Genomic DNA, 18,551 nt, shown 5'->3' with positions numbered 1-18,551 from the left:
GGTTCCGTGCTCGGATGTCATCTCCCCCGTTGCCCTGGCGCAGCTTCCTTGCCGAGGGTGCTTTATTCTCGTACCAGGCCGGGCAGAACTAGGGCAACGGCGGCGGCGATACGCGTGCGAATGTCGCTGCCCGGTGCCAGCAAGCCGAGCGCCATTTGGCGCAGCGGCTCCGCCATGGTCATTGCCAGCAGCAGATCGCTGGTCTGGGCGGTGTCCAGCTCGCGCAGCCAGCCCAGTTGTTGCTGGCGCTGCAACCACACCGCCAGGGTCGCTCTGCCGCGTGCAATGCCGTTCTCCTGATAGGCCGCCAGCAGGGCATCGCGCCCCGCGAACTCATGCTGCAGCAGCCGGAACATACCGACCGCCTGCGCGCTCAACACCTGACTGGCAATGGCTTGCAGACCCTGCTCCAGCATCTCCTCCAGCGCACCTGGGTGAGCGGCATCCTGCTCGAAGGCCGGTTGAAAGGCATCGGTCCAGCTGCGCACCGCCTGCGCCACCAGCTCGTCGCGGTTGGCGGCAAAGCGGTAGAGGGTCTTCTTGGCAACCCCCGCCTGTTTGGCCACCGCATCCACGGTCGCGGCGCCGTACCCACCCTTCAGCAACAAGGTCAGCGTCGCCTCGGTCAGGGCGGCACGCAGGTCGGATTCCGGGGTGGCCGGCCGGCCGCGTGAAGGTACTGCGTCATCGGTTTGGTTCGACATGATTGGCTCCTGACAAGCATTGACAGACACAGCATACAGGCATAGCGTAAATTGGGAAACGAACATCGTTTCCTAATTTTTTGGAGTCTCATCATGGATACTTCCCCATTGTTTGCCCCCTGGGGCGTCAGTGACATCAACGAGTTGCTCAGGCCGCAGCCGCTGTGCCTGGAAATGGGCCTGACCCGCAGCACCGACGGCCTGCTGACGGTCGCCATCCGCACCGATCTGCACGGCTGCAAGGGGCGCATGCTGGATTGGTGGTTCACCTTCTTCGAGACGACCCAGCACATCAGGTGGTGGCACCCGCACGACCACGTCGAGCACCGGGGCTGGGACCATCACTGGAAAAGAGGAGAGCGCTACGTGGGGGCCAGCATAGATGCGGTGGAGTGGCTTGCCGAGCTGCCGCCAGTGGCGGCCCGCCTCAGGTTTCACGCCGCCGAAGAGGTGTTCGCCCCGCAGCCGCTGCACGAGGCCCGGGAGACGCAGGCATTGTCCGCCGCCATCTGCGCCCGCATCGGCTTTGGCGATGAGGTGGCGCTGGATGAGCAGGGCGCACCGCTGGATGGCGAGATGCTGCACCTGGCGCGCGATACCCCTTATGGCTGCGTGCTGCGCAGCCGCTTCCTGCTGGGCAAGGCCTGCGCCAATCCACTTGATGAGGTGCCGGACGAGATCGGCTTCAATCTGATGCGCCACTGCTACAGCGAGTTCAGCTATCTGGCGCAGTTTCTGCCGTCGCTCTACTACGCAGAAAATGGCCGTGAACCGGCGCCGAAGCTCTGGTGACGGGACGCGGAAAGTTGCTGAGTGCCTTGTCCCATAAAGGGATCAGGCCCGCTATCTGACTGCAGTGTGAGTTGCCGAGAGACGCTATAAAAAAACCGGGCACTTGGCCCGGTTTGTCGTTGCGTCAGGATGCGCTTACTGGAATACCAGTACCATCAGCAGACCCAGAGTGATGGCGGACACCAGGAAGGCGAAGCCATAGAACACATAGTGGTGCAGCTTGGTGGTGTGGATCCCCAGATCATGCAGGCCGTGGTAGATGCGGTGCATGCCGTGCCAGATGGGCAGGGCGATGATCACCAGCAGGATGCAGGCACCCCACCAAGAGCTGGCGAACTCGAGTGCGCGTTCGTAGCTCATGGTCTCCACGTCCATGATGCCCATGGGCACCAGCAGACCGGTAATGAGGACAATCACTGGCAGCAGCATAGCAACCACCATGCCACCGGCACCAAACAGTCCCCAGTAAATGGGTTCGTCAGAACGTCTCATCATTAATCTCCTCAAGCCACGATGATCAGGATCAGCAGGGATACCACCGCCAGCGCCACATACTGGGCGATGACGATCGGCTTCTCCGGTACCAGGTCTTCGCCACGGAAGATGCGCATGGCTTTCGGGGCCAGTGCGAACCAGGTCTTGGCGTGGAACAGGCAGGCTGCCAGGGCGATGACATGGAACAGGATGGCGATCGGGCTTTGCAGGGATTCCAGCCAGCCGTTGAACGCCTCCTGACCCTGTACCAGCCGCAACAGACCCCACATCAGCACGACGGCGTAGATGGAGACGAAGATGCTGGTGCCTTCGCGGATCATGTAACCGGTGTAGAAGGCATTCTTCAGCCACCAGTCTTTCTTCATTTCGCGGACGTAAGGCTTACGTTTGCTATTGGTGTTGTTCATGGTCTCATTCCTGATCTCAATCTGGCTTGAACATGGCGATCATGTAGTCCTTGGCGCTCTCGACCTTGCCAAGCTGGATGGCCGCCGCCGGATCCACGCCTTTCGGGCACACTTCGGAGCAGTAGCCCACGAAGGTACAACCCCAGACGCCCTCGTCCTGGCTGATGATCTTCATCCGCTCTCTGGACGCGCTGTCGCGGTTGTCGGCGTTGTAGCGATAGGCCAGCGCCAGTGCTGCCGGACCGGTGAACTTCTTGTTGATGCCATATTGCGGGCAGGCCGCATAGCACAGACCGCAGTTGATGCACATGGAGAACTGGTGATATTTCGCCATGTCAGCCGGGGTCTGGGTGTACTCGCCGTCGCACAGGCTGCGCGGCTCGGCCGGGATGATGTACGGCTTGATGCTCTCCAGCTTCTCGATGAAGTCGGACATGTCGACCACCAGATCGCGCTCGATCGGGAAGTTGTTGAGCGGCTCTATGGTCATCTTGCCCGGCAGGTAGTCGCGCAGGAAGGTCTTGCAACCCAGCTTGGGAATACCGTTGACCATCATGCCGCAGGAGCCACAGATCGCCATCCGGCAGGACCAGCGGAAGCTCAGGGTAGAGTCCAGATGATCCTTGATGTATTGCAGCGCATCCAGCAGGGACATCTCTTTGAGGTAGGGCACCTGGAAGGTCTGCATCCAGGGCTCGTTATCCTGCTCGGGACGGTAGCGCAGGATTTCAATTTCGATCATCTCAGCCATTCTTCTTAGCCTCGTCTTGTTTCTCACCCTCGGAACCGTATACGCGTTTCGCCGGTTGGGATTTAGTGATCTTCACATCGGAGTAATCGATGGTCGGGGCCCCTTCGCCGTTGTAGAAGGAGAGAGTGTGCTTGAGGAAGTTCACGTCATCACGCTCTTCGTAACCGTCCAGACGCTGGTGGGAACCGCGGGACTCTTTCCGGTTGAGGGCGGAGTGTGCCATGGCTTCGGCCACGTCCAGCATGTAGCCCAGTTCGATGGCGTACAGCAGGTCGGTGTTGAAGACCGAGGACTTGTCGTTGATCTTGATCTTCTTGTAACGGGCTTTCAGCTCGTTGATCTTGTCGATGGTGCCCTGCATCAGCTCTTCGGTACGGTAGATACCGACCCCGGCTTCCATGGACATGCCCAACTCGTTGCGGATATCGGCCGGGTTTTCGGTACCGTCGATATCGAGCAGGGAGAGGTGCTGCTTGATCAGCGCCTCGGCCTTGGCGGCCAGCGCCTGGGTGTTGCCGTGTTGCTGGGTCTTGGCAAACTCACCGGCGTGCTCACCGGCGACCTTGCCGAATACCACGATCTCGGACAGGGAGTTGGAACCCAGACGGTTGGCGCCGTGCAGACCGACGGAGGCACACTCGCCCAGGGCGTACAGACCCGGCATGCGGGTTGCGCACTGACCGTTGGTCTCGATGCCGCCCATGGTGTAGTGGGCAGTCGGACGGACCGGGATCGGCTCTTTCACCGGATCCACACCCACGTAGGCCTTGGCCAGTTCGCAGATGAAGGGCAGACGCTCTTTGAGGTACTTCTCGCCGAGGTGGCGCAGGTCGAGGTGAACCACATCGCCCATCGGGCCCTGGATCACGCGGCCTTTTTGCTGTTCCTGCCAGAAGGCCTGGGAGAGACGGTCGCGCGGGCCCAGCTCCATGTGCTTGTTCTTCGGCTGGCCGACCGGAGTTTCCGGGCCCAGACCGTAGTCTTGCAGGTAGCGGTAGCCATCCTTGTTGAGCAGGATGCCGCCTTCACCACGGCAACCTTCGGTCATCAGGATGCCGGTGCCCGGCAGACCGGTCGGGTGGTACTGCACGAATTCCATGTCGCGCAGCGGCACGCCGTGGCGGTAGGCCAGCGCCATGCCGTCACCGGTGACGATGCCGCCGTTGGTGTTGTAGCGGTAGACACGGCCGGCGCCACCGGTGGCCAGAATGACGGATTTGGCCTGGATGAAGCGGGTGATGCCGTTCTGGATGTCGAAGGTCAATACGCCCTGGACGCGGCCATCTTCCACGATGAGATCCATGCAGAAGTGCTCGTCAAAGCGCTTGATGGTCGGGTACTTGATGGAGGTCTGGAACAGGGTGTGCAGAATGTGGAAACCGGATTTGTCTGCCGCGAACCAGGTGCGGGGGATCTTCATGCCGCCGAAACGACGCACGTTGGCCTTGCCGTCCGGCTTGCGGCTCCAGGGGCAACCCCAGTGCTCCAGCTGGATCATCTCGTTGGTGGCATTGTTGACGAAGTAATCGACCACGTCCTGCTCACACAACCAGTCGCCACCGGATACGGTGTCGTTGAAGTGGTTTTCGAGGGAGTCATCATCACGGACGACACCGGCGGCACCGCCTTCTGCGGCCACGGTGTGGCTGCGCATCGGGTAGACCTTGGAGATCAGGGCGATCTCCAGCTCCGGGTGGGCTTCTGCTATGGCGATTGCGGCACGCAGGCCACCGCCACCAGCACCGATGATGGCGACATCGGTCTTGATAATATCCACATCTGCCTCCTTAGGGATAGATTTGCTGGGCACGATTTTGCTCTATGAAAAAAATTCAGGCTTGATGCAAGTCAAACTGGTTTGTTTTAGTGCTTGGCAATGGTGACTTTTATCAAAATCACCCCATTCCTTGGATGAAAACGCCGTAATTATCGCCATCCTTCAGTTATCGGTATCAGCCGCTGTCATTGCTATGGTTATTTTAAGCTCAGGATTATACGTAGTTTTCTTTCAAAAAAATGAGAAATACCTCTCTTTTTAGGTATTACCCATAAAGTTTTTAAGTTTTTTATCAAAAATATTTAATAAGAATTATTCACGGATAGAACAATACTGTGCTTGGGTTCAAAAAACTAATCCGAATGTCGGCCTTGATGCGTTGCTTTATGACGAGATACCGCTTCGTATGGGGATTTCCATCCCCATAGTCCCGATGGTTGATGTGGTAATAACTATTGAAACAAAAGCATTTTTTCATAAAAAAAGGGGCCTGTGTGGCCCCTTTGATTTCGGTTGATCAGATCCGGAACATGCCGACCTGATTGCTCAGTTCACCTGAAATATTTTTAAGTTGTTCAGACAGATGGCGCGAACTGTCGGCATCGACCGCCAGCTCGTCCGAGACATCCTTGACCGCCTGGATGTTGCGGCTGACCTCGTCGGTTACCGCCCGTTGCTCTTCGGCTGCGCTGGAGATCTGGGTGGCCATGTCGGAGATCTGGTTGATGGAGGCGGTGATCTGCTCCAGTGCCTGGGTGGCATCGTTGGCATCTTCCACGCTGTTCTGGGCCAGCAACTGACCCTCGTGCATGGTGCTGACGGCGCCCTGGGTGTTGCGCTGCAGGGTTTCGATCATGCTGCGGATCTCGACGGTGGAGCTGTGGGTACGCTGGGACAGCACCCGCACCTCGTCGGCCACCACCGCAAAGCCGCGACCCTGTTCACCGGCCCGGGCCGCTTCGATGGCGGCGTTCAGCGCCAGCAGGTTGGTTTGCTCGGCGATGCCCTGAATGGTGGAGAGGATGGTGTTGATCTCCTGGGCATTCTTTTCCAGTTCCTGAATGATGCCAGAGGCCTGCTTGACCTGGGTAGCCAGATCCGTGATGGAGCGCTGGTTGCGGGCGATCACCTGCTTGCCGTGTTCGCAGCTGCTGGAAGAGCTGCGGGCCGCATCGGCGGTCTGCTCGGCGTTGCTGGCCACTTCCACTGCAGTGGCTGACATCTCGTGTACTGCGGTGGCGATCTGGGAGATCTCGTTTTGCTGGCGAGCCAGACCCTGGCTCGATTTTTCCGCCATGTTGTGGGACGACTTGGCTTGCTGGTTCAGCTGTCCGGAGGAGTTGGAGATGTCCTGCACCATCACGTGGATCCGGTCGATGAAGGTGTTGACGTGCTTGGCGACGATACCCACTTCGTCTTCACGCTCGATCTTGACGCGGCGGGTCAGATCGCCGTTGCCGCGGGAGAGATCGGCAATCGCTTCGCCCAGGGTTTTCAGCGGGGCCAGCGAGCCGTTGATGGCGACATAGGAGAAGCCGGCGACGATGAGGATGGTGAGCAGACCTTGCAGCAGGGCGGAGGTCACCATGCGGGAGACGGACTGATAGGCGACCGCTTCATCCACCACTATGCCGAAATACCAGTTGGTGTTGGGGATCTCGGTCAGGTCGAACACGCTGGGTTTGCCGCTGATATCCATCTCGGAGATGGTGTTGTCATGGGCCAGCTCGTTGACCTTGGCGGCGGTCAGCTCGGGGGAGATGGCGGTGGCCTGCTTGAGGGTCAGATCTTTGTCCGGGTGGGCAATGATGGTGCCGTTGCTGTCCACCAGGATGGCGTAGGTCCCTTCCGAGTTGATGGCCAGTACATCGCGTACCAGGGCGTCGATGGAGACGTCACCGGCGATGACCCCTTGGGTATTGCCCCGGGTGAAGGGCTCGGCGATGGTGATGATCAGCTGGCCGGTGGTGATGTCGGCGTAGGGGGCCGTGATGGCCAGCTTGCCGGCGGCCATGGCGTCCTTGTACCAGGGGCGCTGACGAGGGTCATAGCCGGCCGGCAGATCGGTCGGCTTGCTCTGGATCATCTTGCCATCCTTGGTACCCACGTAGACCAGGTCAAAGTTGCCGGCATTCATGGATTGGGCCAGATGGCTGATGGGTTCGTCTTCCTTGGCGAAGGCCTCCTTGGTGGAAGTAACCATGCTGATGCGGGCGTCCAGCCAGCGGGAGATGCCTTTCACATTGGCAGCCGAGCTGTCGTCGATGAAGCTCCAGATCAGGCGCTGGGTTTCGCTTCTCAGCTGGGTGGTGTTGTACCAGACCTGCAGGCCGGTGATGACCAGGATAATGACCCCGATGGCGAGGACAAGCTTGTTCTTGATGGATAAGTTCATGTTTACATCCTTGTGAGCGTCAGTCTGCGATGTGTGGTTTTATTGTTATGGGCCAACACTGTATCGGCCAAAGTAGAACTTTTTGTATCCCGGTGCGCCTTTAAATTTATAGCTTAAATCAGCGGTTATCGAACTCCACCTGGCACAATGAGTCCGTTTTTGGTCGACGGCAGGAAGCGGTCCGGCCGGTTGGTAAAGATGCCATCGACGCCGATGGCAGCCAGCATCGCCTGATCTGCGGGTTCATCGACCGTATAGACCAGCACCTTGAGCCCGCGCTTATGGGCATCCTGCACCAGAGCCTGATCGACAAAATCCACGTCGCAGTTGAGCGACCAGGCCCCCAGCTCGGCTGCAAACTTGGCGAGGGTGAGGGGAATGGTGGACGTCAGTGCCCCCAGCCGGATGTCGGGGCGCAGGGCGGCAAAGCGTGCTAGCTCCGGGTGATGGAAGGAGGAGACGACCCACTGCGTGGGCCCGAAACCAAGCTCGGCCTCGGCAAGCCGGGTCAGTCGGGCCACCTCGTCGGCTGTTTGTGCTCCCTTCAGCTCGATATGCAGCTCGGCCTGGCCGGCAATCGCCTCCATCACCTGCCACAGGGTCGGGATCCCTTCTCCCTCACCGGCATCCAGGCTCGCCAGATAGGCGTGCGACTGGGCCGTCAACACGCCGCTGCCGTCGGTGCAGCGCTCCAGCCGCCGGTCGTGGAACACCCACAGCTCGCCGTCGGCCAGCTGCACATCGATCTCGATGGCCCCGGCGCCCAGCGCCAGAGCCAGCCGGATGGCCTTGAGGGTATTTTCCGGTGCCAGCCCGCTGGCGCCGCGATGGGCAATGATCTGCATGATGTACTCCTGTGGTGCCTGCTCAGGCCCGGCTCAGACGAATGTCGATCTGCTGGTGCGGCAGCCCCAGCCCCTGTTGCTGCAATTTCTCCAGCACCAGCGAGTGGACCTCGTGGGTGATGGGCATGCGGTGATCCATGCTGTTCACATAGAGCCGGATCTCGTAGATCAGCGCCGAGTCGGTGAATTCGATCAGGAACACCTCGGGGGAGGGGGTCTCCAGCACCAGGGTGGAGGCTCGGATCGACTCTTCCAGAATGGTCTGTATCTTTCTGGGCTCCTGGGTCAGGCCGATGCGGATGCGCAGGCGCACCCGAGTGATGGCGTCTGACAGCGACCAGTTGATGAACTGTTCGGTGATGAAGGCCTTGTTGGGGACGATGATCTCCTTCCTGTCCCAGTCCACTATGGTGGTGGCGCGGGTCTTGATCTTGGTGACGGTGCCGGTCAGCTCGCGAATGGTGACGGTGTCGCCGAGCCGGATCGGTTTCTCGAACAGGATGATGAGACCGGACACGAAGTTGGCGAAGATCTCCTGCAGCCCGAAACCCAGGCCCAGGGAAAGGGCCGCCACCATCCACTGCGCCTTGGACCAGTCGATGCCGAGGATGGAGAAGCCGGTCAGCGCCCCCACTACCAGCACTATGTACTTGGTCACCGTGGTGATGGCAAAGCCGGTGCCGGGGGAGAGGCTCAGGTGCTGGAGCAGGGTCAGCTCCATCAGGCCCGGCAGGTTGCGGGCGGTGACCACGGTCAGGATGAAGGTAAACACCGTCAGCATCAGATCCTGCAAGGTGATGGCGGAGAGCTGTTCAATGCCGCCAATCTTGCTGCTCACCTGCCACACCTCGATGCTGCGCAGGAAGCTGAACGCCGAGTTGAGTTCGGACCACTGCACCACCACCAGCATGGTGAAGCCCAGCATCAGCAGGGTGCGCACCAGCCCGAGCGACTGGGCGCTGATGGTATCCAGATCCAGCTCGGTGTCTTCCACCACGTCCGGGATCTCGGAGCTGAGTTCGTCATGCCCCTCTTCCCGGCCGCGCTGGGCCAGGATCTCGGCCCGTTTGCTCTTGGCCCGCTCGAAGGCGAGGCGGCGGCGCTGGATCAGCATCCAGCGGTGCGCCAGGTAATAGACGAGCAGGCAGCCCAGCCCCATCAGCAGGCTCAGCTCCAGCTGGCGCAGCAGGATGCGGGAGGTATAGAAGTAGCCGAGCAGGGAGCCGATCACCGCCAGCAAGGGGGCCAGCATCAGGCTGTTCCAGATGAAGTGGTGCAGCAGGTGCGGCTTGGTCATGTCGGCCTGGCCCCAGGTGAGCGGCAGCCGCTCCCGGTTGAGGCGGGCGAAGAACAGCAGCAGCCAGAGGGCGCCGACGATGAAGGCCAGCCGGCCGAGGGAGTCGTAGAAGGCGTGCTCTTGATAGCTGTTGGCCATGCCCTGCACGAAGAAGCTCGGGATGATCACCAGCAAGAGGGTGCGAAACTGGCTCCACACCTTCTGCACCCGCTCCTTCTGCCAGCGGAAATGGAGGATCAGGATCCCCTTCTCCAGCGTCAGGTGACGGGCCATCAAGAGCGCCAACAGCAGGAACCAGATCTCGCCGAGGCCGCGGGCCACCGCCACCGCAAACGGATATTGCCAGGCGCCGTCGAGCAGGCCGCGCACCATCAGCACCATGGCGGGTAGCGGCAGGGAGGCCAGCAGGGAGCGCATCAGCAGCCGGCTGGTGAGGCTGAACTTGTCCTGGGTCACCTTGCCGATGCGGGGCGCTATGTGCTGGCTGTAGTGGGTCAGGTGGCGAGCCAGTTTGAACCAGCACCAGGCCAGCACCAGGATGCCGATGCCGGCGAAGGTGAGGGTGATAGGGTTGTTCTCGGCGATGGCCTGGGGCAGTTGCAGCCAGTTGACCGGGTTGAGGGCGAGGCCGAGAGCCGCCGGCACCCCGAGCAGCACGGCCGGGGTGAGCGGGCGCACGTCCGGCATCCAGAACAGGTGGCTGGCGCTGAGCTCGCGGATCTCGTCGATCTTGCTGTTCTGGCGGCTGTAGAGCAGCTTGAGCCGGGTCTGCTCCTGAATGAGGCTGTCGGAGGCGTCGTTGAGCCGGGTCAGCAGCTGGCGACGGGCCTTGAGCAGATTGTCGAGCACCGCCTGCTGGGCGCGATCGAGGGCGACTTCGTCGGCGGCCAGCAGCTGATCGCGCATCTGGCGCGGGTCCTTGAGTGCGTCCTGCTCGGTCTCGTACTGGTACTTGGCCATGCGGGCGTTGACGATGGCCGACTCCAGCTTGTCGAGAGGGAAGTAGGCGGGCAGATCCGAGAGTTTGCTGCGCAGGTTCTCGCCGTAGGCGTTGCTGATCTGCAGCCACTCCAGTTGCTCGCGCACCGAGTTGACCAGATCGTTCAGGCTCGACAGGTTCTTGTCGATCACCCGCTGCTCATCCTGTACCCGCTCTATCTGATCCTCCAGCGCGCCGAGCTGGATGGAGAGCGCCTGGTTCTGCTGTTGCTGCTCCAGCAGCAGCGGCATGTCGGAGGTGAGCTGTTTGCGCAGCCGCTCGCTCTCTGCCAGCGCCTGCTCGGTCTTGTCGCGGCGCAGCTGGTTCTGCTGGTTGAGCAGGCTGGTCTGCCACTCATCCTCGTCGGTGATGGCGAGGTTGAGCTCCTGCAGTCTGAGTTTGCCGAGATCGTTGCGCTGCTGGGCGGAGAGTTGCTCCAGCTCCAGCATCTGGATCCGGTCGGAGAGGCTCTGTTCCTTGAGGCGGGTGACCAGCTGCTGGGCATCCTGCTGGCGATCCGATTCGCTGCTGAAGCTGAGCCGGTCGAGCAGGGCGCGGGTCTGCTGCAACTGCTTGCGCAGCTCGTCGACCCGCAGGTGATACTCCTGGCCGGTGCTCTCCAGCTGGTTGAGGCTGTCCATCACCCCCTGGCGCTCCTTGCGCAGGTTGAGCTGGCGGTTGCTGCTCAGGCCGATGGCCTGGCGCAGCGCCTCCTCTTTCAGGGAGGAGAGGGCCGGGCGAGGCTGGGGCTGGTAGTTGTGCAGGCTCTCCTTGAGGCGGGCCGACTCCTTGGGATAGTCGATGAGGATCTGCTGATAGGCCTTGCCCTGCTCGCGATAACGCTGGGCCTCCCGGGCAAATTGCAGCGCCTGCTGGTAACTTTCCCGCAACTTCTGGTTTTCCGGGGTGTCCGTCTTGGGCACGCTCTGCAGCAGCTCTTCCACCTGGGTGATGGCGTCATCGGCCTGGGCAAGGGGAGTGAGGAGAGTGAGAGAGAGCAGCAGGCAGAGCAGGCGTTGCAACATGGCGCACGTTTCCGTTCAGGTGAGGTCGCCCTAGCCTAAAGCAGGGGCCGGGGCGGGTAAAGTTTTCCATATTAATGATTTGTAACATAAATAACGGGCGTTCCCGGCCCGCTTTGGCTATCATTCTGGCCGTTTTTCCCTCCGTTGAGCGTTTTATGTCCGCAGTCGATCTGGGCACGGCCCCTCTTTCCCGCCTGTTCTGGCGCTACGTCACCCCGACCGTGGCCGCCATGCTGGTCACCGGCATCTATGTCACCATAGACGGCATCTTCGTCGGCCATATTCTGGGTCAGGACGGGTTGGCCGGCATGATGCTGGCGTACCCCATCTGCGCCGTGCTCTATGCGGTGGGGGCGCTGATCGGCATGGGCTCCTCGGCGCTCGCCTCGTTTTATCTGGGCAAGGGGGAGCAGGCGAGGGCACGCCACATCGTCGGCAACGCGCTGGTGATGGTGCTCATCGCCTCTGGGCTGCTCGCCTTCATCGGCATTCGTTACGGCGAGGCCATGCTGATCTGGATGGGGGCGGAGGGGGTCATCTTTGACGCCGGCTTCGCCTATCTGCAGTGGTATGCCTGGCTCGGAGTGTTTGCGGTGCTCTCCATGGCGTTTACCGCCCTGCTGCGCAACGACGGGCGACCCGGCCTCACCACCTGGATCCTGGTGGGGGGCGGCGTGCTCAACGTGCTGCTCGATTACCTGCTGATGGCGGTGATCCCCTGGGGACTGGCGGGTGCCGCCATTGCGACCATGCTCTCCCAGGCGGTGACCGGTGGCCTCTGTCTGTGGCACTTCTTCACCCCGCGCAGTCAGCTGCGCATTGGCTGGGACACCCTGCGACCCGACTGGCGGTTGATGGGGGAGACGCTGCGACTCGGGGTGTCGAGCTTTCTGATGTACCTCTACCTGTCGGTGGTGCTGGCGCTGCACAACAAGGCGCTGCTGGCGGTGGGGACCTCGCTGCACGTGGCGGCCTACGGCGTCATCAGCTACAGCGAGGCCTTCTTCTATCTCATCTTCGAGGGGATCGCCATGGGCATCCAGCCCATCGCCAGCTTCAACGCCGGGGCGGGCAACTGGGCGCGGGTGCTGCGGGTACGCAACCTGGCGCTGGGGGTGACCCTGCTGGTGGCCCTGTGCGGCATGCTGCCGCTCTATCTGTGGCCGGAGGGGGTGGTCTACCTGTTTGCCGGGGACAACGCGGCCCTCTTGCCGGTGGCCAGCCTCGGCATCTGGCTCTACTTCTGGGGCTTGCCGATGGAAGGGCTGCTGCTGGTGGGGGCCACCTACTTCCAGGCGATCAACCGGGCTCGCATCGCCTCACTGCTCACCGGCGGCAAGCTGGTGCTGATCGGTGGTTTCCTGTGGGGCTTCTCCTCCCTGTGGGGGGTATCCGGCGTCTGGTTGGCATTGCCCACCTGCAGCACCCTGCTGGTGCTGGTGATGTGGCGGGCCATGGGCAAGGAGGCCGGCCTGCACGCCGCCTGACATGTGGTCAGTCGGCCATCAAAAAGGCAGCCTAGGCTGCCTTTTTCGTTTTGAGCGCCCCTGACAGGTCACCAGCTCATGGCTTGAAGGCGCCGATGAAGATGGCGGGGTCGACACGGGCGTCGTTGAGACTGACATTCCAGTGCATGTGGGGACCGGTAGCACGGCCGGTAGCGCCGACCCGGCCGACGATGCCGCCGCGGGGCAGGCTCTGGCCCAGCTTCACGTCGACCTTCGACATGTGGCAGAACATGCTGATGAGGCCCTGACCGTGATCGACGAACACCGTATTGCCGTTGAAGAAGTAGTTGCCGATCAGGAGCACCTTGCCCGCCGCCGGCGACTTGATGGGGGTGCCGGCACCGACCGCGAAGTCGAGGCCGGAGTGGGGGTTGCGCTCCTCGCCGTTGAAGAAGCGGCGCAGCCCGAACGGGCTGGAGAGCGGGCCCTCCACCGGTTTGTCGAACAGCAGGTTGCTCGGCTGGGTCGGGCTGAAGGTCTGGTAGGCGCGGGTCTGTTCCGCCAGTTCGCGGTTGATGCGGGTCATGTCTTCGGCCAGCGGATTGACCTGGCGGCTGTTCTTGAGCTTGATGTGCTGCTCCCGGTAGTGCTTGGTGCCGACCGTGAAACCGAGGGTGCGGCCATCGCTCACCTGCAACTGGTGGGGGCCGGGCTGGCTCTTGAGGGGAATGCCAACGATGGCAATCCAGCGCTTGCCCTCTTCACGCACCACCAGCACCGGCTTGCCCTGATAGCGGGCGGTCGGGGCCTGCGCCTCGCTGCCCAGCGCCACCACGGCGATGCCCCCCGGCACCGGGTGGTCGAGCAGACGACTGATGAAGCCCTCGGCGAGGGCGGACTGGCTGGCCAGCAGCAACAATAGACAACAAACGACTCTCATGATGATTCCAGGCTGGGTTGACTAAAACGAAACGGTAACGAAATCAGGACGCTGGCTGGAAGCGCTGGTAGATGGCCTCCATCTGGACCGACACCTCCTGGCGCACCAGGTCCAGCTCCAGCATGTCTTGTACCACCTTGAGCTGATCCGGATTGAGGAAGCTGCGGCTGCTCTCCAGCACCCGCTGGGTATAGGCGCGCTGGTTCTCCAGATAGGTGCCGGCATCGCCGCTCTCCTGCTGGGCCAGCTGCTGGTTCGCCTCGCTCAGCAGACGCGTCAGGGATTGGCGCTGGGCCGGTGCCAGCAGCTCGCCGTGCTCCGCCAGGCGACCCTGGATCTCCAGCAGGCGGTTGGTATCGCCCGAGTAGATCTCCTGTTCGAGCCGGGTGCGGGTATCCTCCCCCAGCAGGTTGCTGAGGTTGCCCCAGATGCGCTGGCTCTCCTGCTCGTAGGCATCGGGATGGTCGAAGCCGAGGCGATAGAGCTCGCGCAGTTGCTCCTGAACCTGGCCGCGCACGTCTTCCACTATGTCGAGCCGGTCGAAGACGGTGGTGAGCTGGCTGCCCTGTTCGGCGTCATAGAGCCGCTCGATCAGCACGGATCCTTCGCTCGACTGGCTCCACTGGCTGATGGCGGCCTCCAGCTCGGGATTGGGAGGCAGCACCTCCTGGGCGGGGGCGGGCTCGCTCTGGCTGCCCTTGCCGGGCAGCTTGGCCAGCAGGCTCTGCCCGGTGCTCTGGCCGCTGTTCTGGCTGGTGGCCGAATCGCATTGCGACGGGCTGTTGGCGGGGCTGGCGGTGTCGGATCCCGACTGAGGTTTGACAGGGTCGGCCTGCCACTGCCAGAGGTTGAACAACAGGGAGGCCAGCAGAATTGGCGCCAGGTGAGATGTACGCATCTTGGATTCTCTTGAATAAGTGAATGCCCCTTGCAAAGGGGTCTCTTATGATAACCGTAACGTCTGATACAAGCAGCCATGACGTGCAAAACCGGCCTCGGCGGTGACCCGCCATTGAGTCGGTCGGCCCATGGCTCTAGAATCGGCAACCAGCCGTTTTGAACCGAGGAAATGTTATGAATGGATTGTCCCCCCTGCGCGCAGAACCTGCTCGTCACCCCATCGGGCGTGGCTGGGTCTGGGTGCGATCCGGTTTCGATGTCTTCAACAAGGGGATGGGGGTCAGTGTTGCCATGGTCCTCATCTGGTTTGCGGTCGGTCTGCTGCTGGAGCGTCTGCCGGCGGGCAGCCTCATCTCCCAGCTGCTTTACATGGTCTGGGGTGCCGGCTGGGTGGCGGTGGCCCGTCACGGTTATGAAGGCAATCCGCTGCGCTTCGCCGATTTCTTCTCCGGTTTTCGCCACAAGCTGACTCCGCTGATGCTGGGGGGCCTGCTGGTGCTGGCCCTGTTCAGCCTGATCGGCCTCATCTGCCTGGGCCTGCTCTCCATGTGGGGGCTCACCTCCCTGCTGACCCAGGACCCCGAATCTCTGGTGGTGACGGCGGCCCAGGCCCAGGGCCTGCTGCTCTGTCTGCTGCTGGGGCTGGCACTGCTGATCCCGGTGCTGATGGCCATCACCTTCGCCCCCGCCCTCATCTTTTTCCACGATGTGGGGATCCTGCAGGCCGCCAAACTGAGTTTCAAAGGCTGCCTGACCAACATGTGGCCCTTCCTCTGGTGGGGGTTGATCGCCGCCATCCTGATGCTGTTTGGCGCGGCGCTGATGCTGGTGGGTCTGCTGGTGGTGATCCCGGCGCTCAACTACTCCATCTATGTGGCCTACCGGGATATCTATCTGGACGTGACGCAGGAGACGCCTGCCGAAGCCCCGCTGACCGGCTTCGAAGCCTGACGCCAACGGATTGGTGTGACATATGCGCGAAAGGGGCCTGTTGGCCCCTTTCGCATGTTTGCGTTGTCTCTTGTTTCCGCCACTACTCTCGCCACATGGGGTCGACGGCCATGCGTTCCACCAGAAAGTCGAGGAAGCTGCGCAGCAGCGGTGACATCTGCTTGCGGGTGCCGTAGACGGCGTAGACGCCGAGTCGCTTGGGTTGCCACAGCTCCAGCAGCGGCACCAGGGTGCCGGTGTCGATATGGGGTTGGACCGAGTAGCGGGGCTGCAGGCTGATGCCGGCCCCCTCCAGGGTCGCCTCCAGCAGCAGGTTGGAGATGTTGGCGCTGAGGTTGCCGCTCACCGGTACCGATTCGGGCCCGTCCGGTCCCTGAAACTCCCACAGGCTCTTGCCGAAATAGGTGTAGGTGAGGCAGTTGTGCAGGGCGAGATCCTGCACCTTGTGCGGGGTCGGGTGTCTGGCCAGATAGGCGGGACTGGCGCAGACCACGGAGTGGCAGGTGCCGAGCCGGCGGGCCACCAGGTTGGGGTCGAGGTCATTGGTGATGCGCACGGCGAGATCGATCCGCTCCTCCACCAGATTGACGGTGCGGTCCAGCAGCAGGATATCGATGGCGGTGCCCGCATAGCGTGCCAGGTAGTCATTGGCGGCGCCCACCAGCAGGGCTTCCGAGAGTGAATAGCTGCTGGTGATGCGCAGTTGCCCCTTGGGGGCCTCGTCGCCGCGCACGGCGATCTGCTCCATCTCTTCCCCCAGTGCCAGCATGGCGCGGGCCCGGTTCAGCGCCTCTTCCCCAGGGCCGGTCAGGCTCAGCCGGCGAGTGGTGCGGTGCAGCAGCCGTGCCCCCATCCACTGCTCCAGCTCCGCCAGGTAGCGCGTCACCATGGCGCGCGACATCTCCAGTTTCTCCCCGGCGCCGCTCAGGCTGCCCTGTTCGACTACGCTGACAAAGACCCGCAATGCGGTCAGTCGATCCATCTCAGGCTCTCTATATGCTCGATTAATGCAACAGTGATGCGCTTATTATGCTGTATTTGTACCGGAATTGATCCAATAAACTGTGTCCATCTGATGAACCCCTGATGACTTGATGAGGAATACCCGATGAACAATACCCTGATCCGCAACCTGACCCTGGCCACCACCCTGCTGAGCGGTGCCGCCATGGCCGCCCCGCTCACCGTGACCGTCTACAACCCGGGCGAGAAGGCAATCTTCCCGGTCTCCTCTTCCCTGGTGACCGGTGACAAAGAAGCGATCCTGATCGATGCCCAGTTCGACGTGCAAAACGGCCAGGCACTGGTGGACATGATCAAGAAGAGCGGCAAGAAGCTGACCACCGTCTATATCAGTGCCGGTGACCCCGACTTCTACTTCGGTCTGGAGCCCATCAAGGCAGCTTTCCCGGACGTCAAGGTACTGGCAGACCAGCATGTGGTCGACCATATCAACCAGACCAAGGACGCCAAGCTGAGCTACTGGAGCCCCATCCTCGGTAAGGGTGCACCGAAAAGCCTGACCGTGCCGCAAGTGATGACGGCCAGCCATCTGACACTGGATGGCGAGAAGATCGAGATCAAAGAGATGAACACCCCGAATGCCTACCTGTGGGCACCGTCCATCAAGACGGCGTTTGGTGGCGTACCGGTCTATAGCGGCGTGCACGTATGGATGGCTGACAGCCAGACCAGAGCCGCTCGCAGCAACTGGGTCAAGGCGCTGAACAATTTGCTGGCGCTGAAGCCCGAGCGCGTAGTGCCGGGTCACTTCCTGGGGACTGCGCCCAAGGGTACCGAAGCCGTGACCTTCACCCGTGACTACGTAGAGCGCTTTGAGCAGGAGCTGGCCAACGCCAAGAACTCCGGCCAGCTGATTGAAGCACTGAAGAAGGCTTACCCGTCCCTGCCGGTCGACGACGGTCTGGCCATCGGTGCCAAGGTCAACACCGGCGAGATGAAGTGGTAATTGCCTGACGCCTACATCCCTGTGTTTTTTTACCGGGCCCGAGGGCCCGGTTTTTTTAGCCGAATGAACGAGTGAATCACATGAACGAAACGACTCTGCATTATGTATACGACCCCCTCTGCGGCTGGTGCTACGGCGCCGCTCCGCTGTTGAAGGCTGCGGCTGCCATCCCGGAACTGCGCATCGAGCTGCACGCCGGTGGTCTCTGGCTTGGCGGGCGCAGGCAGGCGATGGGCGAGGCCCTGCGCGATTACGTCCGTCCCCATGACGAGCGGATCCAGGCGCTGACCGGCCAGCCTTTTGGCGAGCGCTATTTCAACGAGCTGCTGCTGCGCGATGGTCTGCTGCTCGATTCGGAGCAGCCCATCCGCGCCATCCTGGCGGTGACGGCTCTGGGTGGTAACGGTCTGAGCCTGCTGTACCGCATCCAGCAATCTCACTATCGCGATGGCATCTGGATCGGTTCGCTCGAGCATCTGACCAGCCTGGTGGCGGAGCAGAACATTGGCGCGGATGATTTTGTGAAGGCCTATCAGCAGGCCGACCTGGCGAGTCATCTGGCCGACAGCCAGCGCTGGATGCGCCGCCTCGGCGGGCAGGGCTACCCGACTCTGGGATTGGTGCAGGGCGACAAAGTCACCCCCTTGTCCGCCTCCTCCTTCCTGGGTGAGCCAGAGGCGTTTGCTCGCCAGATCCAGCTCATGATGAATCGTTGAGCGAACAGCAGGTTGTATCCGGTGGCGGATGTACAGCGTCCGATGTGCTCGTTGCAGATTTTTCCTACCTGTTCGGCACTCATGCTATCCCCTTGCGAGACGATATATTCAGTAGCGGACAGTTTGAAAATCATCCGCTTGCGATCATCGCGCTATGCTC

The 18,551-nt window shown here is 61.7% G+C and carries 16 protein-coding genes; 5 read left to right on the top strand and 11 right to left on the bottom strand.

The features are described 5' to 3' along the window. Positions 1 to 62 precede the first annotated feature (62 nt). Positions 63 to 704 (bottom strand): TetR/AcrR family transcriptional regulator, encoded by a 642-nt coding sequence (locus tag QLG02_RS02570; RefSeq protein WP_282464434.1) that lies wholly within the window; start codon positions 702 to 704, stop codon positions 63 to 65. 93 nt (positions 705 to 797) lie between these two features. Here QLG02_RS02570 and QLG02_RS02565 point away from each other — a divergent pair, with 93 nt between their 5' ends. Continuing rightward, the gene (locus QLG02_RS02565) at positions 798 to 1,496 is read left to right on the top strand and encodes a hydrolase (RefSeq protein ID WP_282464433.1); all 699 of its coding nucleotides are present in this window, start codon (positions 798 to 800) and stop codon (positions 1,494 to 1,496) included. 135 nt (positions 1,497 to 1,631) lie between these two features. Here QLG02_RS02565 and frdD read toward each other — a convergent pair whose 3' ends face one another. The 7 genes from frdD to mscM form a co-directional block, all read right to left on the bottom strand. Then, positions 1,632 to 1,988, bottom strand: coding sequence for a fumarate reductase subunit FrdD (gene frdD / locus QLG02_RS02560; protein ID WP_011706986.1), 357 nt, complete (start codon positions 1,986 to 1,988; stop codon positions 1,632 to 1,634). An 11-nt stretch (positions 1,989 to 1,999) separates the two neighbouring features. Next, positions 2,000 to 2,398 (bottom strand): fumarate reductase subunit C, encoded by a 399-nt coding sequence (locus QLG02_RS02555; RefSeq protein WP_021138209.1) that lies wholly within the window; start codon positions 2,396 to 2,398, stop codon positions 2,000 to 2,002. A 16-nt stretch (positions 2,399 to 2,414) separates the two neighbouring features. Next, entirely contained in the window at positions 2,415 to 3,149 is a 735-nt protein-coding gene (locus QLG02_RS02550) for a succinate dehydrogenase/fumarate reductase iron-sulfur subunit (protein ID WP_011706985.1), read from the bottom strand. Next, positions 3,142 to 4,926: a fumarate reductase (quinol) flavoprotein subunit gene (gene frdA / locus QLG02_RS02545; protein WP_011706984.1), complete on the bottom strand. Its 1,785-nt coding sequence runs from the start codon at positions 4,924 to 4,926 to the stop codon at positions 3,142 to 3,144. Before frdA ends, QLG02_RS02550 begins: the two co-directional genes overlap by 8 nt. Before the next feature lie 517 nt (positions 4,927 to 5,443). Then, positions 5,444 to 7,321, bottom strand: a complete 1,878-nt coding sequence (locus tag QLG02_RS02540; protein ID WP_259230536.1) for a methyl-accepting chemotaxis protein — start codon at positions 7,319 to 7,321, stop codon at positions 5,444 to 5,446. 125 nt (positions 7,322 to 7,446) lie between these two features. After that, positions 7,447 to 8,166, bottom strand: a complete 720-nt coding sequence (locus QLG02_RS02535; RefSeq protein WP_282464432.1) for a glycerophosphodiester phosphodiesterase — start codon at positions 8,164 to 8,166, stop codon at positions 7,447 to 7,449. Between the two features lie 22 nt (positions 8,167 to 8,188). Then, positions 8,189 to 11,467 carry a miniconductance mechanosensitive channel MscM gene (gene mscM / locus QLG02_RS02530; RefSeq protein ID WP_282464431.1) on the bottom strand — a complete coding sequence of 1,093 codons (3,279 nt, stop codon included), beginning with the start codon at positions 11,465 to 11,467 and terminating at the stop codon, positions 8,189 to 8,191. A gap of 155 nt (positions 11,468 to 11,622) precedes the next feature. On the opposite strand from mscM, the gene QLG02_RS02525 reads away from it, so the two are divergent. Then, entirely contained in the window at positions 11,623 to 12,954 is a 1,332-nt protein-coding gene (locus tag QLG02_RS02525; protein WP_282464430.1) for an MATE family efflux transporter, read from the top strand. A gap of 76 nt (positions 12,955 to 13,030) precedes the next feature. Here QLG02_RS02525 and QLG02_RS02520 read toward each other — a convergent pair whose 3' ends face one another. Beyond that, positions 13,031 to 13,855 carry a M23 family metallopeptidase gene (locus tag QLG02_RS02520; protein ID WP_282464429.1) on the bottom strand — a complete coding sequence of 275 codons (825 nt, stop codon included), beginning with the start codon at positions 13,853 to 13,855 and terminating at the stop codon, positions 13,031 to 13,033. Between the two features lie 43 nt (positions 13,856 to 13,898). Beyond that, positions 13,899 to 14,753: a hypothetical protein gene (locus QLG02_RS02515; RefSeq protein WP_257686212.1), complete on the bottom strand. Its 855-nt coding sequence runs from the start codon at positions 14,751 to 14,753 to the stop codon at positions 13,899 to 13,901. 176 nt (positions 14,754 to 14,929) lie between these two features. Here QLG02_RS02515 and QLG02_RS02510 point away from each other — a divergent pair, with 176 nt between their 5' ends. Then, on the top strand, positions 14,930 to 15,706 hold the full coding sequence (locus QLG02_RS02510) for a BPSS1780 family membrane protein (protein ID WP_016351640.1): 777 nt from the start codon (positions 14,930 to 14,932) through the stop codon (positions 15,704 to 15,706). Between the two features lie 82 nt (positions 15,707 to 15,788). Here the strand turns inward: QLG02_RS02510 and QLG02_RS02505 are convergent, their stop codons facing one another. Next, a complete protein-coding gene (locus QLG02_RS02505; RefSeq protein WP_158196869.1) occupies positions 15,789 to 16,688 on the bottom strand; it encodes a LysR family transcriptional regulator in 900 nt (299 codons plus the stop codon). Between the two features lie 126 nt (positions 16,689 to 16,814). On the opposite strand from QLG02_RS02505, the gene QLG02_RS02500 reads away from it, so the two are divergent. Further along, positions 16,815 to 17,675 carry a Vmh family MBL fold metallo-hydrolase gene (locus QLG02_RS02500; protein WP_252475746.1) on the top strand — a complete coding sequence of 287 codons (861 nt, stop codon included), beginning with the start codon at positions 16,815 to 16,817 and terminating at the stop codon, positions 17,673 to 17,675. 80 nt (positions 17,676 to 17,755) lie between these two features. Further along, positions 17,756 to 18,391 carry a DsbA family protein gene (locus tag QLG02_RS02495; protein WP_282464428.1) on the top strand — a complete coding sequence of 212 codons (636 nt, stop codon included), beginning with the start codon at positions 17,756 to 17,758 and terminating at the stop codon, positions 18,389 to 18,391. Positions 18,392 to 18,551 lie beyond the last annotated feature (160 nt).

Source organism: Aeromonas sp. V90_14 (genome assembly GCF_029967615.1).
Classification (GTDB): Bacteria; Pseudomonadota; Gammaproteobacteria; order Enterobacterales; family Aeromonadaceae; genus Aeromonas; species Aeromonas hydrophila.
The sequence above is the reverse complement of the archived record's forward strand: the minus strand, read 5'-3'. Positions and strand labels throughout refer to the sequence as shown.

Bases quoted from the DNA above. Each gene is read 5' to 3' on its own strand.
- QLG02_RS02570 (WP_282464434.1), bottom strand. From the start codon at position 704: ATGTCGAACCAAACCGATGACGCAGTACCTTCACGCGGCCGGCCGGCC.
- QLG02_RS02565 (WP_282464433.1), top strand. From the start codon at position 798: ATGGATACTTCCCCATTGTTTGCCCCCTGGGGCGTCAGTGACATCAAC.
- frdD (WP_011706986.1), bottom strand. From the start codon at position 1,988: ATGAGACGTTCTGACGAACCCATTTACTGGGGACTGTTTGGTGCCGGT.
- QLG02_RS02555 (WP_021138209.1), bottom strand. From the start codon at position 2,398: ATGAACAACACCAATAGCAAACGTAAGCCTTACGTCCGCGAAATGAAG.
- QLG02_RS02550 (WP_011706985.1), bottom strand. From the start codon at position 3,149: ATGGCTGAGATGATCGAAATTGAAATCCTGCGCTACCGTCCCGAGCAG.
- QLG02_RS02540 (WP_259230536.1), bottom strand. From the start codon at position 7,321: ATGAACTTATCCATCAAGAACAAGCTTGTCCTCGCCATCGGGGTCATT.
- QLG02_RS02535 (WP_282464432.1), bottom strand. From the start codon at position 8,166: ATGCAGATCATTGCCCATCGCGGCGCCAGCGGGCTGGCACCGGAAAAT.
- mscM (WP_282464431.1), bottom strand. From the start codon at position 11,467: ATGTTGCAACGCCTGCTCTGCCTGCTGCTCTCTCTCACTCTCCTCACT.
- QLG02_RS02525 (WP_282464430.1), top strand. From the start codon at position 11,623: ATGTCCGCAGTCGATCTGGGCACGGCCCCTCTTTCCCGCCTGTTCTGG.
- QLG02_RS02520 (WP_282464429.1), bottom strand. From the start codon at position 13,855: ATGAGAGTCGTTTGTTGTCTATTGTTGCTGCTGGCCAGCCAGTCCGCC.
- QLG02_RS02515 (WP_257686212.1), bottom strand. From the start codon at position 14,753: ATGCGTACATCTCACCTGGCGCCAATTCTGCTGGCCTCCCTGTTGTTC.
- QLG02_RS02510 (WP_016351640.1), top strand. From the start codon at position 14,930: ATGAATGGATTGTCCCCCCTGCGCGCAGAACCTGCTCGTCACCCCATC.
- QLG02_RS02505 (WP_158196869.1), bottom strand. From the start codon at position 16,688: ATGGATCGACTGACCGCATTGCGGGTCTTTGTCAGCGTAGTCGAACAG.
- QLG02_RS02500 (WP_252475746.1), top strand. From the start codon at position 16,815: ATGAACAATACCCTGATCCGCAACCTGACCCTGGCCACCACCCTGCTG.
- QLG02_RS02495 (WP_282464428.1), top strand. From the start codon at position 17,756: ATGAACGAAACGACTCTGCATTATGTATACGACCCCCTCTGCGGCTGG.